The organism is Methylobacterium sp. J-088 (assembly GCF_022829295.1).
GTDB lineage: Bacteria > Pseudomonadota > Alphaproteobacteria > Rhizobiales > Beijerinckiaceae > Methylobacterium.
This window is the reverse complement of sequence record NZ_JAKSYH010000037.1, coordinates 17,003-33,489: the sequence shown is the minus strand read 5'-3', so window position 1 is coordinate 33,489 and position 16,487 is coordinate 17,003. Positions and strand designations below refer to the sequence as shown.

9 protein-coding genes and 5 pseudogenes are annotated in these 16,487 nt (G+C 67.3%); 6 read left to right on the top strand and 8 right to left on the bottom strand.

Annotated features, from left to right (window positions below):
- A partial coding sequence (locus MKK63_RS03400; RefSeq protein WP_409564468.1) for an outer membrane protein occupies window positions 1-525 on the bottom strand: 525 nt, incomplete at its 3' end.
- A gap of 295 nt (window positions 526-820) precedes the next feature.
- On the opposite strand from MKK63_RS03400, the pseudogene MKK63_RS03395 reads away from it, so the two are divergent.
- Window positions 821-1,207 (top strand): annotated as a pseudogene (locus tag MKK63_RS03395) (hypothetical protein).
- A 914-nt stretch (window positions 1,208-2,121) separates the two neighbouring features.
- Window positions 2,122-2,547: a hypothetical protein gene (locus MKK63_RS03390; protein WP_243998705.1), complete on the top strand. Its 426-nt coding sequence runs from the start codon at window positions 2,122-2,124 to the stop codon at window positions 2,545-2,547.
- Here MKK63_RS03390 and MKK63_RS03385 read toward each other — a convergent pair.
- A pseudogene (locus MKK63_RS03385) lies at window positions 2,538-3,522 on the bottom strand (DDE-type integrase/transposase/recombinase). The gene MKK63_RS03390 and the pseudogene MKK63_RS03385 overlap by 10 nt on opposite strands.
- Window positions 3,523-3,627: 105 nt before the next feature.
- On the bottom strand, window positions 3,628-4,428 hold the full coding sequence (locus MKK63_RS03380) for a pentapeptide repeat-containing protein (protein WP_243998703.1): 801 nt from the start codon (window positions 4,426-4,428) through the stop codon (window positions 3,628-3,630).
- 184 nt (window positions 4,429-4,612) lie between these two features.
- Here MKK63_RS03380 and MKK63_RS03375 point away from each other — a divergent pair, with 184 nt between their 5' ends.
- Window positions 4,613-5,287 carry a Crp/Fnr family transcriptional regulator gene (locus MKK63_RS03375; RefSeq protein WP_243998700.1) on the top strand — a complete coding sequence of 225 codons (675 nt, stop codon included), beginning with the start codon at window positions 4,613-4,615 and terminating at the stop codon, window positions 5,285-5,287.
- A gap of 284 nt (window positions 5,288-5,571) precedes the next feature.
- Here the strand turns inward: MKK63_RS03375 and MKK63_RS03370 are convergent, their stop codons facing one another.
- On the bottom strand, window positions 5,572-5,874 hold the full coding sequence (locus MKK63_RS03370) for a DUF6894 family protein (RefSeq protein WP_243998698.1): 303 nt from the start codon (window positions 5,872-5,874) through the stop codon (window positions 5,572-5,574).
- Window positions 5,875-6,362: 488 nt separating this feature from the next.
- Between MKK63_RS03370 and MKK63_RS03365 the strand changes: the two are divergent.
- A pseudogene (locus MKK63_RS03365) lies at window positions 6,363-7,461 on the top strand (IS630 family transposase).
- Between the two features lie 11 nt (window positions 7,462-7,472).
- On the opposite strand, the gene MKK63_RS03360 reads toward MKK63_RS03365, so the two are convergent.
- The 4 genes and pseudogenes from MKK63_RS03360 to MKK63_RS32150 all read right to left on the bottom strand — a co-directional run.
- Window positions 7,473-9,470, bottom strand: a complete 1,998-nt coding sequence (locus MKK63_RS03360) for a PAS domain S-box protein (RefSeq protein WP_243998712.1) — start codon at window positions 9,468-9,470, stop codon at window positions 7,473-7,475.
- Window positions 9,471-9,489: 19 nt separating this feature from the next.
- Window positions 9,490-10,308, bottom strand: coding sequence for an alpha/beta fold hydrolase (locus tag MKK63_RS03355; RefSeq protein ID WP_243998711.1), 819 nt, complete (start codon window positions 10,306-10,308; stop codon window positions 9,490-9,492).
- A 17-nt stretch (window positions 10,309-10,325) separates the two neighbouring features.
- A pseudogene (locus MKK63_RS32155) lies at window positions 10,326-11,664 on the bottom strand (ATP-binding protein); the annotation flags it as partial.
- A gap of 147 nt (window positions 11,665-11,811) precedes the next feature.
- Window positions 11,812-13,053, bottom strand: a pseudogene (locus MKK63_RS32150) (GAF domain-containing protein); the annotation flags it as partial.
- 560 nt (window positions 13,054-13,613) lie between these two features.
- Between MKK63_RS32150 and MKK63_RS03335 the strand changes: the two are divergent.
- Both MKK63_RS03335 and MKK63_RS03330 read left to right on the top strand, forming a co-directional pair.
- On the top strand, window positions 13,614-16,298 hold the full coding sequence (locus MKK63_RS03335; protein ID WP_243998697.1) for an ATP-binding protein: 2,685 nt from the start codon (window positions 13,614-13,616) through the stop codon (window positions 16,296-16,298).
- Window positions 16,268-16,477, top strand: a complete 210-nt coding sequence (locus MKK63_RS03330; protein WP_243998709.1) for a GAF domain-containing protein — start codon at window positions 16,268-16,270, stop codon at window positions 16,475-16,477. Before MKK63_RS03335 ends, MKK63_RS03330 begins: the two co-directional genes overlap by 31 nt.
- Window positions 16,478-16,487: the final 10 nt, after the last annotated feature.

Genomic DNA, 16,487 nt, shown 5'->3' with positions numbered 1-16,487 from the left:
GCCGTAGGCGAAGCCGCCGGTGCCGTACACGAGGGTGCGGTCGAAGGCGTAGCCGAGGCGGCCGCGCACGGTGCCGAAGTAGTCGAGGCTCGACAGGCCGCGCGGGTCGGTGACGTAGTAGCCCGGAGCGACGGCGCCGTTGATGAAGGCGTTGTTCCGGTTGCGGCCGAAGTCGAGGTACTGCGCGTCGGCCTCGATGCCGACGACGACGCCGGAGCCCGGGGTGAACTGATAGTTGTAGCCGACCTGGGCGCCGCCGGAGAAGCCGTCCTGGCTGCGATCGCGGAAGGTCGCGGTCGTGCCGACAGCTGCGTAGGGGGCGGGGACGCCGAACACCGAGCTGTTCGAGCGGCTGGAGGCGTCGAAGGCGTAGCCGGCATTGATACCGAAGTAGGCGCCGGTCCAGGTGAACACCGGCACGGGGGTGAAGATCGGCGGCGGCGGGGCGCGGCGCGGCAGGTCGGCGGCCGAGGCGGCGGCGGTCAGGGCGGTGAAGGCGGCGAGCGAGGCCAGGAGCTTGGTCATTACGTAAGGTCCAACATTCAATCTGGAGCTATGACTACCGGACGGTGGGCCAAATAGCTGTAGTTTTATGGACACACCACAAGGTGACTAGAGGGCGCGTCGTAGTAAACCGCTTCTTAACGCGCCCTCGACCGCCGCAATACTTCTTGGTCTCCATGCACGAGCGCCAGAACATCTCAGAGCCGCTTTGGTTGCGAGCCGTCAGACCGTTGCCGTTCGGCTGTGGCCGTGATGCTACAGTGTGGAAAGCCGCTTCGCTGCAAAGTGGGTCGCGTTCCGCATATCCAGCATCAGCATGCCGATCCGGCCCGAGCACCGCTTATTCTATCTCATCGACTGAGCGCAGCTCTCGGCCGCGATCCGGTTCGGGCGAGCGAAAGGCTGCTGAGAGGGTTGCGATCGGCCGCACGGGCGGATGGTCTACCATCTGAGCGATGGTCGCTGGTGGGACGCTGATACCGGCCGGTGGCGCGATGGCGCGGGCTGCAGGATCCGTGTTGATGCGGAAACCGACATAATCGGTCGTGCTCGCCGGACGCGGGTCGTCCTGGCGGCGGACCACCGTGATCACGACACCTTGAACAACGCGGACGCCGATCTCGCGGCGCTCCGCCAGCGCTGCCACATGATCGACGACCGGCCAGAACATCAGCGACGGCGCTGGCTGACCCTGTTCCGGTGAAAGGCGCTGGGTGATCTATTCGGCGGCCCATACGGGTGAACTGCAGAATGGACGCGGAACACGACGAGGGGGAGACCGTGAACGCCGGCATATGCCTGCCCCGTGTTACTGGCACCTGAGAACAGAGCAGGTCCCGGTAACGGGTGATTAACCCTACGAGCGCAGGATGGCCGTAGCGATCGGCCTGTGGGCTGAGTGCCGGAAGTGCAGCACAGAGGCCAATCCCCCCGGCCTCGGTGCTGCCTCACCGTCGCAGTTGCGCCCTTGGCAGCCAATTAGAGCTGCTTAACCCGCTTTGACGAGTCGCGGTGCCGGTAGAAATCCCAGAGCAAGAACGCTGGGAACGGGATCATGATGGCGAAGAAGATCCAATCGAACATCTGTGGCATCGGGCAAGCCTCCTACAGTTTATAGAACGGCTAACCCGCATCGAGCCCAGCAGGTCCGACGCGGGTCCTCGCTGCCCCGCAGGTCTGTGCCAGCTAAACCTTGTCGTCTGGCTCGGTTGGCTCCACACTTGTGCCCAGCCCCCCGCTCGCGGGCTCGGAAATCGGCTCGTGCTTGTCTCCACCGGTTGGGCCTGATCCGTCGTAGGCACCACGTTTATAGCTGTTGAACTGTCGTCGCCGATTGGGGTGCTGATCGGGGGTCGTGTCGGGGAAGCGGTACAGCGGTCGCCAAGGGGTGGCTGGCGCACCCAAACGAATAGCGCTTGGCAATGTGAAAAGCCAAGCCGCAAGTAGCATCCACGGCACAACGAAAGCAATAAAAGCGGTCAGGCCCATGGCGACCCCCAGCGATATTCGACACCAATAGGGCGAACGCCGGGGATGCAATACTGATCCTACGGTTAAGTTTTCAATCGATACTGCACCGCAGCGCATTCTCCACGACGGGCAGCGCGATGCGCCAGGATGGCGATCCGGCCCGAGCACCGCTTCGTCTACCCCATAGACTGGGCGCAGCTCTCGGCCGTGATCCAGTTCGGGCGAGCGAAAGGCTGCTGCGCGGGCTGCGGCCGACCACACGGGCGCATGGTCTACCACCTCGGCAATGGTCGCTGGTGGGACGCTGAAACCGGCCAGTGGCGCGATGGGTGGGGCCGCTGCATCCGGATCGCTGCAGAAGCTGACATCCTCGGCCGCGCTTGTCGGACGCGTGTCGTCCTAGCGGGGGCCCACCGTGATCACGGCACCGCGAACAATGCCAACGCCAACCTCGCGGCCTTCTGTCATCGCGGCCACATGGTCCACGACCGGCCGGAGCATCAGCGGTGGCGCTGGCGCACGCCGTTCCGGCGGAAGGGGGTCGGGGATTTGTTTGGCGGCTCCTACGGGTAGGAAGGCACCGGCCGGGTGTCTGGATGTGAGACATCCTTGGCATCTGCAACGACGCGGAGGGCGCGTTTGATGAGAGTAGAGCTGGGCGGTTTGTAAGTTGGGCTGGCGAGCGCGGGATCGGCTTCGAGACGCTGGCGCAGCACCATCTCGGGCGAGAGCCCGTTCCAGCACGCGCTGCCGGTGGCCGTTGTAGGCCGCGTTGAAGCCGCGCAGCACGATCTCCGGGTCGGTGTGGCTGTAGAGCGTGATGCCCATCACCTCCCGTTGCACGCGACCGTTGAAGCGCTCGACCATGCCGTTGGTTTTCGGCGCGGACGGGCGTGTTTTACGATGCTGCACACCGTACCGCTCGCAGGCGGCCTCGAACGCATCGGCCGTGAAGCAGGAGCCGCGGTCGGTGAGCACGTGGGTGACCTGGAACGGAAAGGCGCCGAGCGCGTCCGTGAGGAAGGCCACCGCCGAGGCCGTGGTCTCGTCGTCCTTGACGGCAAGATGCACGTAGCGAGAGGCGCGATCGATGGCGACGTACAGGTAGCGCTTGCACGAGACGCGGTCGCGGTCCTGCAACTTGGGCAGGTGCTTCACGTCGACGTGGATGAAGCCGACCTCGTAGTCCTTGAAGCTGCCGTGTGGCTTGCGGGCCCTCTCGGCGGGCGGCAGCCGGTTCAGGCCCTCGGCCTTGAGGATGCGGTAGACCGCGTCCCGGTTTAGTGTTGGCAGGAAGTGGCTGACGATGAAGGTCAGCGCGTCGAGGGGAAAGCCGATGGCGCGCTCCTCATCGCTGGCTCGCCACGCGAGCTTGTGGGGTCGCGCCGAGCGGTCCTGACACGCCTCGGGGCCGCGTTTGCGCCATTTGCGGATGGTCTCGGTCGAGACACCGTAGCGCTTGGCCAGCACGCCGGAGCTCTCCGCCGAGCGGGCGATCTCAGCGCGGACAACCGGGGTGGTGCGGGCCTGGGGGTGGATGGCGAGCATCAACGAGCCCTCCTGGCAGCACCGCGGCGCACACCCTCAAACCGCCACGCGTGGGCTTTGATCGCCCAGCGTGCCACATCCCAACGACGTTCCGCAACCAAACAGCTAGTTCGACACCCGGGTGATAGCGCGGTCGACGTTCACGCGGGCCGACCAGTCCTTGGCGCGGTCCTGGCCCTTGAGGTCGATCAGCCGGGTGCCGCTGACATCGACGTTCTTGAAGTCCGCACCCGCCACCGTGGCCCCGGTCAGGTTCGCCCCGGACAGATCCGAGCCCATCAGCACCACGTCGGTAAGGTCGGCATCCTCGAGGTCGGCGTATTCCAGGCGCGACCGCCCGAGGTCGGCTCCCTTGAGGTTTGCACCCGAGAGGTTCACCGACGTGAACACCGCCCGCATCAGGCCCATGGACTGGTTCTTGATGTCGGCCCCGCCCTTGAGGTCCACGAGCGTGGCGCCGCTCATGTTGGCGCCCTTGAAGTCGCCGATCGGCATCGAGCGACTGAGGTCGGCACCGCTGAGGTTGGCGTCCCGCGCGGTGATGCCGAACATCTTCGCGTCCGCGAGCTTGGCGCCGGACAGGTCGGCCTTCAGGAACCACGCCTGTTCGAGGTTGGCCCCGCTGAGGTCGGCGCCGCGCAGGTTGGCCTTGTTCAGGCGCGCCGTCCTCAAGTTGACGCCCCGGAGGTTCAGACCGGACAAGTCGAGGCCGGACAGCGCCCTGTCGTGCAGGTCGATCGGCTTGCCGTCCGCGGCCTTGATCATCGCCTCGATGTCGGCGCGGCTCATCTCGGCCTGGGTCATCGCGGGCGAGGACATGTTGGCGCCGAGCAGCAAATCCTGTTCGGCCGCGGCGGGGCCGGCGGCGAGGGCGGCGAGCATGAGGTTCAGGGCGAGGCGGCGCATCGGTTCACTCCCATCGGGCGCTGACCGTCTGCCGCACCCGTATCGTGTTCATTATCTCGCGATGCTATGCCGAGCGGCTGCGATCGGTCGGTGACCCAGGTCACACAAGTCCGACGCGGTGGGAGAAAACGCAGCGCGAGCCGGACGATCCGCCCATCGTCATGGCCGGGGGACGACGCTAGCCATGATGGACGTGCACAAGGTCGAACGCTGGATCGACCGGTTTCCGCTCCTCCAAGCGCTCAGCCCGGCGCACCTCCAGCTCGCCAGGGGGACCGTTCAGTTTCCGGTGTTGGAGGCCGGCGCCACGGCCTACGAGTTGGACGGCGAATGCGCCAACTACCTGATGTGCCTGGAGGGCCGCACGCGCATCTTCCGCACGTCGGAGGGCGGGCGCGAGGTGCTGATCTACAAGGTCGGCCCCGGCGGCACCTGCGCGCTGACTACCCAGTGCCTCCTGTCCGGCGGCACCTTCCCGGCGCAGAGCGTGGCCGAGGAGCGGACCGAACTCGCGGCGCTGCCGGTGAGCACGTTCCAGCACCTGATGGGCGACAGCGCGGCCTTCCGCAGCTTCGTCATGGACGACTACACCCGGCTGATGTCCGGCCTGTTCACGCTGATCGACGAGGTCGCTTTCGCACCGCTGAAGCAGCGTCTTGCGCACCGACTTCTCGCTGAGGCCGACCCGCGGGGCATCGCCGCCGTGACCCACCAGACGCTGGCGGACGACGTCGGCAGCGTGCGTGAGGTCGTGAGCCGCATCCTGGCGCAATGGGCTGAGGCGGGTCTCATCGAACTTCGTCGGGGCGCGGTCGAGATCGTCGACCGGACCAGCTTGGAGGCCGCTGGCCGGCGGTGACCTGCCGTGCGCCGGCGTCTGCTTTCGCGGTGGAGGTGGATCGAGCTTTACGACCGCGTTGGGTCAGTAGGAGCCCGTCCGCTTTTCGGCGGCCCGTCTCGGAAGCAGACCATCCGCTTTCGGCCAGTTCCAGTCGCGTTGGTAGCCACCTCTGAACGGCTGGGTTGGGTGGGTTTCTGCCGGTCCGCTTTCAGGCGAAGGCTACCAGTGGCAGACATCGCCATGACACCCTTTTACATCAATGGGACCTCCGAAGAGGCTGGCTCAGAACGTAGAACTGCCTGCTACGAGTGACGCTCGACGGAGCCGTTGTCAGGCGTACCGTGTGGCTGCTCCTCTGCGAGAAATGCGGCACCGTCTAAGTGCAGTTCGGTGAGCGCGATGGAGGCCCGGTAGACTTCAGTGTCGGTCATGTCGAGCACGCGCACCAAGAAAGTAACGTGCCCGCCCAAGAGGTAATCGCCCGCGATCTCACACAACGCCCGACGTGCATAACGCTGGGCCGCGCTGACATCTGGCAAGTCAGTCCCTTCGTCATCGAAGCATTCGCCGCTGGGGCCCGATGTGTAGAAGAAATAGCGCGGCATTTCGGATGCTTACCCAATACAACCTTGCTCGGCGATCCACCGCAGGTATGCAAGACCCCGTTGCCGGGCGTCACAGTCCGTAATCCCAGCAAAAATCGACGAGGCCTCAGCATTTTCGGCAAGAACCTGGGCCCTGCCGCCGTGGCGTTCCTCCGGTTGCTTGAATGTATCTAGCGGAATGTCGAGCGCGGAAGCGATCCTCTCCATGATGTCAGTCGCGTTTGCTTGGCCTCCGATCTCAGGTGAATTCTGGATAACGGCTGGGCCGAACTGCGTAGGGGGCGAGGCATTGCGATCCACTGGCGAAGCTCCGATCGTGTTCGCCGATATAATTAGCTCAACGCACGACCGTTATGATGCAGATGTACCGGTTAGGCGGTCTACTTAGTGGTATGCGGTCGCATCATACCAACGGCCTGTGAAGGTGACTCGGCTTGTTGCGCGGTGTGTTGGCTCCTGATTCGATGGCGGAATCAGGAGCGTTCGCCATGGCCGGGATCGCCATCACCCGCAGCGATCTCACTGCCGAGGCGTTGCGTGCCGCCTCCGCCAAGGCGCCCGGCGTCTTGGCGGCCCGGCGTCTTGGCGGCCCGGCGCATGCTGGCGCTGGCGGTGGTGCTTGCTGGGGCTGCCCGCACCAGCGCCGCCGGCTCCTGCGGCATGGATCGGCAGACCCTGCGCGGCTGGGTCCACCGCTACAACGCCGAGGGACTGGCTGGTTTGAACGACCGCAAGGCGCCGGGGCGGGCGGCCAAGTTGACGCTCGAGCAGAAGCAGCAGTTGGCCGCCCTGGTCGAGGCCGGGCCGGACCTCGACCAGGACGGCGTGGTGCGTTGGCGCCGGGTCGACCTGCAGGGGCGGATCGAGGAGCTGTTCGGGGTCGAGATGCACGAGCGCACGGTCGGCAAGCATCTGGCGGCGTTGGGCTTCGTGCAGCTCTCGGTGCGCCCGCAGCATCCCAAGGCCCATGATGAGATCTAGGAGGCTTTTAAAAAAGCTTCGCCGCGCGCGTGGCAGAGATCCTGCCCGAACCCGCCCGCGACAAGCCGCTCGAGATCTGGTTCCAAGATGAAGCCCGCGTCGGCCAGCAGGGCACGCTGACGCGGGTGTGGGCGCGCAAGGGCACACGCCCGCGCGCTGCGCGCGACCAGCGCTACACGTGGACGTATCGGTTTGGCGCTGCCTGCCCGGCACGCGGGACCAGCGCGGCTTTGGTGCTGCCGACGGTCGACACGACGATGATGTCGCTGCACCTGGCCGAGATCGGCAAGCAGGTCGCGCCGGGCTTGCACGCGATTCTGGTTCTGGACGGGGCTGGCTATCACGGCAGCTCCAAGACACGCCGCCCACGCGGCTTGGTCGTGCCGGACAACATCACGGTGATGCATCTGCCAGCGTCGTCGCCGGAGTTGAACCCGATGGAGTTGGTCTGGCAGGACTTACGTCAGAACAAGCTCGCCAACCGGGTGTTCCGCGACGACCGCCAGATCGTCGATGCCTGCTGCGACGCCTGGAACTTCTTCGCTCACAAACACAGCCCTTGTCACATCTATCACAGCGCCAGACTGGGCACAGGTCAAAATCTAGGGCCGTTGGTATCAGTTTTCGATGAGGCTTCTGATGCGGGAGGCCAGCGCCTCCATCGCGAACGGCTTCGTCAGGACATGCATGTCCGGCTCCAGCAGGCCGTTGCCGACGGCCGCGTTCTCGGCGTAGCCCGTGATGAAGAGCACCTTGAGGCCGGGTCGCGTCACCCGGGCCGCGTCCGCCATCTGGCGCCCATTCATGCCACCCGGCAGCCCTACATCGGTGACCAAGAGGTCAATGGGTACGTTCGATTGCAGCACCTTGAGGCCGGCGGCGCTGTCGCCGGCCTCTATGGCCATGCACCCGAGCTCTTCCAGCACATCCGTCACCAGCATCCGGATGGCCGGCTCGTCGTCCACGATGAGGACCGTTCCGTCCTGCCCGGCCCGGGACGCGGTCAAAACGGCATGGGGTAAGTCCTCGGGTTCCGCCTCACCATAATAGCGAGGCAGGTAGAGGCACATCGTCGTGCCCTGGCCGACCTCCGAGTAGATCCGCACCTGCCCGCCCGATTGCCGGGCGAAGCCGTAGATCATCGAGAGGCCCAGGCCGGTGCCCTGACCGGCGGGCTTGGTCGTGTAGAACGGGTCGAAGGCGCGCGCGACGACCTCGGGCGGCATGCCCGTGCCGGTGTCGGTGACGCAGAGCGAGAGGTACTGGCCGGGCGGCAGGTCGCGCTCCCGGCCGGTTCGTTCGTCGATCCACCTGTTCGCCGTCTCGATGGTGATGCGCCCCCCGTCCGGCATCGCGTCGCGTGCGTTGATGCAGAGGTTCAGCAGGGCATTCTCCAGCTGCGGAGGGTCGATCAGGGCAGGCCAGAGGCCGGAGGCGCCGACCGTCTCCAAGTGGATGGAGGGCCCGACGGTGCGACGGACGAGATCCTCCATCCCGGCCACGAGCCGGTTCACGTCCGTTGGCTTGGGGTCGAGGGTCTGGCGACGCGAGAAGGCGAGCAATCGATGCGTCAGGGCGGCGGCGCGCTTGGAGGCGCCCTCGGCCGCATGCATGTAGCGGTCGAGGTCGTTGAACCGCCCCTGGCTCATACGGGTTCGCATCAGCTCCAGGCTTCCCGAGATGGCCGCGAGCAGGTTGTTGAAATCGTGCGCCAGCCCGCCCGTGAGTTGGCCGACGGCCTCCATCTTCTGCGATTGCCGTAACGCGTCCTCGGCCTCGGCCAGCAAGGCCGCCTGCTCGTGTTCCGCCGTCGTCGCCCGCCCGCTCGCATGGATCTCGTCGTCCTCGAACGCCGCGGTCCAGGCAAACCAGCGGTAGGAACCGTCCGCGTGGCGGAAGCGATACTCGTAGGGCTTGGTCAGCGGCGCCTCGAAGATGCCGACGAAGGCGGCCTGCGTCGCGGCAAGGTCGTCCGGATGCGTGAACGTCACGAAGCTCCGGCCTACGAGATCGGAGGCTTGCCAGCCCAGATGCTCCGTCCATGCGCCGTTGACCCGGGTGATGACGCCATCCGTACCGGCGATGGCGAGCAGGTCCCGCGACAGCCGCCAGGCCCGCTCCAGGGCGCGGGCCCTGTCGGAGACGCGCGTCTCCAAGGTCGCGTTGAGATCCTGCAGCGCGAGCCCGGCCTGCTCCGCGGTACGGCGTGCGTCGAGCAGGTCCTGCTCGTAGCGCCGACGGTCGGAGGCGTTGAACACCGTGACCCGGATGAAGCGGATGACGCCCGCCTCGTCCCGACGGACAACGGCGTTGACGAGGACCGGCAGGGTCGTCCCGTCCGAACGCATGACGTCGAGGGCGACCTCGTTGAACGACCCCTGCAGGCGCAGGAGCGGAGCGAAGTGAGTCTCGTAGTAGATCTTGCCGGCGATGTTGAGCAGGTCGAGGAAGCGACGTCCGACGAGTTGCTCGGAGGCGAACCCGGTCCATGTCGAGAACGTCCGGTTGACCCTGGAGATCCGGCCGTTGGGCAGGGTCTCCAGGTAGCCGCAGGGCGCGTTCTCGAAGAGATCCTCCAGATCGCCGGCCTCGGGCAATGCCGGGATGGCCGCCACCTCGTTCAAGGCGCCGTCCTCACAGGAAGGCTCTCATCGCCGCGATGGTCTCGTCCGGGGCGCTCAGGTTCGGGCAGTGGCCCGTCGCGTCGATCAGGACGAACTCGCTGTCGCGCAGGTTCTCGTGGACGAACTCGCCGACGGCGACCGGCGCGATCACGTCCTCGGAGCACTGGATTACGAGGCAGCGCGCGGCGACGCCCGCGAGGTCGGCGCGGTTATCCGAGAGGAAGGTGGCTCGGGCGAAACGCTTGGCGATGTCCGGGTCCGTGCGGCAGAAGCTGTTCGTCAGCTCCTCGCCGAGCTCCGGCCGGTCCGGGTTGCCGATGATGACGGGCGCCATGGCCTGCGACCAGCCCATGTGGTTGCTGTCGAGGAACTCCAGCAGTTCGTGGATCTGCGCCTCGCTGAAGCCGCCCTCGTAGCCTGCGTCGTCGATGTACCGCGGGGACGGACAGACCATCACGAGGGTGTCGAAGAGCTCGGGCGCCTTTTTGGAGACGAGCACCCCGATCATGGCGCTCACCGAATGCCCGACGAAGACGCTGCCGCGCACGTCGAGTGCGCGGCAGAGCTCGACCACGTCGTCGGCATAGCCTTCGAGGGTGGCATACCTGTCGGGGTCATAGGCCGAGAGGTCGGAACCACCGGCGCCGACGTGATCGAACAGGATCGTGCGGAACTCGCCCGCGAAGGCCGGGGCCACGAAACGCCACATGTTCTGGTCGCATCCGAAGCCGTGCGCGAAGACCATCGCCCGGGGGCCGGCCCCGGCCTGTCGGACGTTGTGGCGCTGGATGGCTGACGACGCCCCGCTTCCTTGCGCCTCTCCCGTCATTGCATCGTCTTTCAATCCTGGCGCCCGGGCAAAGCGGGCGGCCGGTCACGGGCGTCCGCATCGTCTCCCCCGATAAGCACCGAGCTGTCGCACGGCGCGGGACGGAAGCGCGCCATCGTCGCTTCCAGCTTTCCCCACTCGATGGGCTTCTGCATGTAGTCCGTTGCGCCAAGGGCGAAGGCAAGGTTTTGCTCGTCGAGCACCGTCACCATGATGATTGGCGTCGTGCCGAGCTCGGGATCGGCTCGCAGGGTGCGCAGGACCGACCAGCCGTCCATCCTCGGCATGGTGACGTCGAGCAGGATCACGCGAGGATGTAGCGTCCGTGCGGCTTGGAGGCCGGCCTGCCCGTCGACCGCCGTCACGACGCGGAACCCGTCCCTCTCCAGGAATCTCGCGATCAGGTCGCGGGTGGCGGGATCGTCGTCGACGACGAGGACGACGTCGGATGACCCGTCCGTAGCGACGGCCGGGGGTTCGACGACCGACGTTTCGGACGTTCCCTCGGCGAGCAGGGCGGGCATCCGCACGGTGAAGGTCGTACCCGCGCCCTCGACGCTTTCGACCGATATATCCCCGCCGAGCATGTCGACGAAGGCCCGCGTGATCGAGAGGCCCAGACCGGTGCCGCCGAAGCGGCGGGTCGTCGAGGCGTCGGCCTGGGTAAAGCGCTCGAACAACCGGGCCTGCTGCTCGGCGCTCATGCCGATGCCGGTGTCGGCGATCCGGAAGACAAGCCATGCCTCGCCGTCGCGGTCCTCGCGTCCGGCGGACAGCGTGACCTGTCCGGCCTCGGTGAACTTGGCGGCGTTACCGAGCAGGTTGATCAGGCATTGGCGTACCTTTGTGACGTCGGTGTGCGCGTCCCCCAGGGTCGTCCCCGAGTTCGAGGGTCAGGACATTGCCCTTCTTCGCCACAAGGGCCTCGACGGTGGCCGCCACGTCCCGGACCACGGCGTCGACGGCGAAATCCTCCGCGTAGACCTCCATGCGCTCGGCCTCGATCTTCGAGAGGTCGAGGACGTCGTTGATCAGCCCCAGGAGGTGGCGCGCGTTCGATTCGATCTTGCGAAGGTCCGGGAGCAAGTCGCCTTGCCCGAGATCCTCCATCTCCTCCTGCAGCATCTCCGAGTAACCGATCACGGCCGAGAGCGGGGTCCGCAGCTCGTGGCTCATGTTCGCGAGGAACTCGCTCTTGGCGCGGTTGGCCTCCTCGGCGGCCAGCTTGGCGGCGGCGAGCTGGCGTTCGAACCTCTTGCGCGCATCGATGTCCGAGACGACCACGACGCCGCCTGTCAGGCGTCCGTCGGCGTCGTGCATCGGCGCCGCGGAGAAGCCGACCCAGGACCGGGTGCCGTCGCCGCGCAGGTAGTCGACCTCCATCGCGACATCGGCCGCCCGTCCCTCGGTGACCTGCACGAGGGGCCACTCCGAGGGGGCGACTTCGCTCCCGTCCTCGCGGAGCGCGCTCCACCGCAACGGTCCCTCGCCGGGTCGCGCCGGGAGAACCCCATGACCGAGGATCGTCTCCACCCGGGCGTTGTGCCCGACAATGCGTCCCGACGGCGCCTCCGCGATGACGATGCCGACCGGCAGGTTTTCGAGCACGGCCCGCAACGTGGCCTCGCTGGTCCGGACCTCGCGCCGTGCCTCGGCCTCCCCGGCCTCGGCCAGCCCCGCCGCGACCGTCCCGGCGAACTGCCGTGCGATCCGGAGGTCCCGTCCGGAGAAGGCGTCGGGCTCGCCGGACTGCAGCTTGAGCACGCCGATGGGCGCGCCGCCGCGGGACACGGGAACGTAGATCGCGGAACGCATGCCGAGAGGCGCGATCACGTCGCGCTTGACCCGATGGTCTAGGAGCACGTCGGGGCAGAGCACGGCCTTGCCGGTGGTCAGGACATGCCCGGACAGGCTGCCGTGCAGCGGAAGCCGCATGCCGACATGGGCGGCAAGGGTCCCGCGTCCCGAACGGTAGACGAGTTCGTCGCCCTGCTGCAGCTCGATCACGCCACCCTGGGCCGCCGGGACCGCCTGCATCGCGCCGGAGACGAGCGCGTCGAGGATGGCGTCCCGGTCGCCCGCCGCGCGGGCGACGACGGCCTGCGTCGCGATGAGGGCGTTCTGCTGCCCGATCAGGATTTCCTGGCCGGCAAGGATGCGTTCGCGCTCGCCGGCGGCGCGGCGCAGTTCCATCTGGCTCATCACCTGTCCGGCGAGGGCCTTGAGGCACTCGGCCTGCTCGACGCTCAACCCGCCCAGGCGCGGTTCGACGTCGATGACGCAGAGCGACCCGAGCCGTTCCCCACCCGCGGTTTCGAGCGGCGCCCCGGCGTAGAAGCGCAGGTGGGGCTCGCCCGTCACCAGCGGGTTTGCGTTCGTCCGGGGGTCCTGCGTCAGGTCCGGGATGACGAGCATGTCGACTTCGCCGAGGGCGTGGGCGCACACCGACTTATCGAGGGTGGTCTCGCAGGAAGAAAAACCCGAACGCGCCTTGAACCACTGTCGGTCCGACCCGACGAGGCTGACCAATGCTACCGGCACATTGCATAGCCGGCGCGCCAGAACCACGATGTCGTCGAACCCCTTCTCGGGAGCGGTATCGAGGATGTCGTAATCCGCGAGCGCGTTCAGGCGACGGACGTCACCGACCAGCGCCGGCAGCGGCGGTCCGGCGTTTCCAGGATGCTGCGGGGCGAGATCTGACGTCAGGGCTTCATTCCATGGATGACGGCCCAGGCGTACCACGGAACCGTCGATGCGTTCCGTGGCATCAGAAACACGCTTCCGTCATGTCGCCGCAGGCCGTCGACCCCGGTCGGCCGACAGGCATCAATGGTTTCCCGGACCGCACATGGGTCTCACCCCGATGCAGGACGTCCCCAGGGAGGCGAGCTTGCAGGGGTCAGGCTTGTCCGACAAATCGCCGCAATGCCGTTGCGCGGAACTATCGCCGTCCCGATCACCGTCGAGCGGGACGGCCTGCGGTCCGGTCGCCACGGCAATATCAGGACATACGTATGAGCGGCCCTGCGCCTGATCGACCGGGAGGAGGTTCCGGCGTTAAGGCCCGTTCGCGCGAGCACGAACGGTTCCGAGGTACCATGTGACCGAAAGCCGTCGGCCCTCTCCGTCGCCCACGCCCCGCGGGAACCGTCGGGCCTATCCGGAAGGAAGCTCCCGACGGCCGTGATGTCCCTGTCCAACCGAGGCGCCACGCCGCGGATGCGCACGCCCTTGCAGAACGACATCGCCACGCGGCTCGGCGTGCTCCCGAACTTCTTCTGCACGCCGCCTCGGCGCCGGGGTTGATCGACCGCCTTCGGGACTTCGCGCGCTCGGCCTACTTCGACAGCCCGCTGCGGTCGCTGTTCAAGGAACGGCTGTTCGTCCACCTCTCCCGCTTTTGCGAGGTGCGGTACTGCATTGTCCGCCACGTCGGCTTCCTTGTCGGGCACGGCTACCCTGCGGGCGACGCCGAATGCGAGCCCCAGGCGATCGCCCATGCCATGGCGATGCTGCGCCGGCCCATCCCGGGCGAGGCCGGGTTCGAACGCGCGATGGCCCGCCCGGAGGCCGAGACGTTTACCGAGGCCATGCCGTCGCCCGGGAGCCAGCGCGAGGCCGACCTGTTCGATGCGCTGACCGTGATCTTCCTGGAACCGCTCCGGTCGCTCCCCGCCCGCAGGGTCGTCGGTCACGCCTTCGGCGAGGGCAACCTGGAGATGCTCACCGCCTTCCTCGCCTTCGTGCGGACGGCGCACTATTGGACCGAGACTCATCCCGAGCTTGAGATCGAGCCGGACATGCTCGCGCTGATGTCCGAGCACGGCGACCTGGCGCACCTTCTCCTCGACCAGTCCGAGGCCGAACGGGCGTGGTCGCCGATGGAGCGTGCCCGGCTGCTCACCGCGCTCGCCGCCCGGGAAGCCCGGCAGGGCCTGCTGCTCGGGCTCATCCAAGCCCAGCGCGAGACTGACGATCCGGGACGCATCCGGGGACTGGCGACCGAGGCGGTCGGACGGCATCTGGGCGTGCGGGTGGCGGGCTTCGTCATGGTCGACAGCCAACATGCGCCCTCGCTCACGAATTGCTGGACCGATGGCCAACCCGTCGAGCTTATACTGCCCGAGGCAAGCGCTGCGACCCTCCAGTCCAGACGCGTCGTCGCCGTCGCCGACACGGCGGACAAGCCCGATCCTACGGCCAACGTCGCACAGGACGGCGTCCGGGCGCTCCTTGACGTTCCGATGATGGGGGAAGGCTTGCTCGAAGGCAGCATCGTCGTCGGGCAGGGCGTGGTGCGCGAATGGGCCGAGGCCGAGATCGGCCTCGTCCGGGACGTCGCCACCCGGACCTGGAACGCCGTGGAGCGTGCCCAGGCATCGAACGCTCTGCGCGACCTGAACGAAACCCTGGAAATCCGCATTGCCACCGCCCTGACCGACCAACGCGTCACCGAGGACGCCCTACGCCAAGCCCAGAAGATGGAGGCGGTCGGCCAGTTGACCGGGGGCGTCGCGCACGACTTCAACAACCTGCTGACCATCGTCCGCTCGTCGGTCGACTTCCTGCGCCGGCCCGACCTCCCGGAGGCGCGCAAGGCCCGCTACCTCGACGCGGTCTCGGACACGGTCGACCGGGCCGCGAGGCTTACCAGCCAGTTTCTGGCTTTCGCGCGGCGCCAGACCCTGAACCCGGAGGTGTTTGACGTCGGCGAGCGGCTTCGTGCCGCCGCGGACATGCTCGATACCGTCACCGGCTGTCGCATCCGCATCGAGACGGTCTTCCCGGACGGACACTGCGCGGTCCGCGCCGATCGCAGCCAGTTCGAGACCGCCTTGGTGAACATGGCCGTCAACGCCCGCGACGCGATGGACGGCTCGGGAACGCCGAGGCTGGAGGTCCGGTGCGGATGCCCGTTGCCGCCGCTGCGCGGCCATGCCGGGTCCGAGGCAGCGTTCGTCGCCCTGTCGATCACCGACGGGGGCGTCGGCATCAAGCCGGGGCTGATCGAGCGGATCTTCGAGCCGTTCTACACCACGAAGGCCGTCGGCAAGGGCACGGGGCTCGGCCTGTCGCAGGAGTTCGGCTTTACCAAGCAATCCGGCGGCGACGTGGCCGTGACAAGCGAGGTCGGGCGCGGGACCACCTTCACGCTCTACCTTCCGGAGGTCGAGGCGAAGGTTCCCGAGCAGCCGGCCGAAGGGACCGTGGAGCGGCAGGGTCCGATCGCCGACGGCCAGCGCGTCCTGGTGGTCGAGGACAACGTCGAGGTCGGGCGCTTCTGCACCCAGATCCTGGAGGATCTCGGCTACGCTACGACCTGGGCTGCGAACGCCGAGGAGGCCTTGGATCGACTCGGAACGGATGGGGCCGGCTTCCAGGCGGTGTTCTCCGACGTGGTGATGCCCGGGATGGGCGGGCTCGAACTCGCCCGGCGTCTGCGGACCCGCTTTCCCGGCATGCCGGTCGTGCTCGCGTCCGGGCACAGTCACATGCTGTCCCAGGACGACACCCACGGCTTCGAGGTCATGCACAAGCCCTACTCGGACGAGCAGATCGGTCGCGTGCTCCGCCGGGTGATCCGCGAACCCGCCGCCACGTCTGGGCCGAAGGCGGGGGCGGCGATGCTTCCAGAGCCTGTCCTACCGCCCGGCGCCGACGGGGACCGGACGGCGCTGCTGGCGCGGTATCGCATCCTCGACAGTGGCCCGGAGGCGGTCTTCGACGGGGTGGTGATGCTCGCCAGGACGCTATGCACCGCATCCGTGGCGTTGATCAGCTTCGTCGATACCGACCGGCAATGGTTCACGGCGCGCTCCGGGTTCGACCAATGCCAGACCGACCTGCGTTCGTCGGTCTGCTCCCATGCCATCCGGCAGAGCACGCCCCTGGTCATCGCGGATTTGAATAAGGACGAGCGCACCCGGCGAAACCCGCTGGTGACGGGGGAACCCACATCCGATTCTACGCGGGAGCCCCGCTCTTAACACCGGACGGCGAGGCGCTCGGCAGCCTCTGCGTCATCGATACGGTCCCCCGGCCCGAGAGACTCTCGCCGGAGCGATCGGAAGGGCTCCAGGCCTTGGCCGCTCAGGTCATGGCCCAACTCGAACTCCGTCGGGCCCTGGCGGAACGCGACGCGGGGACCGGCCCGCCCCGGGGCTAGCCAGTCGGTG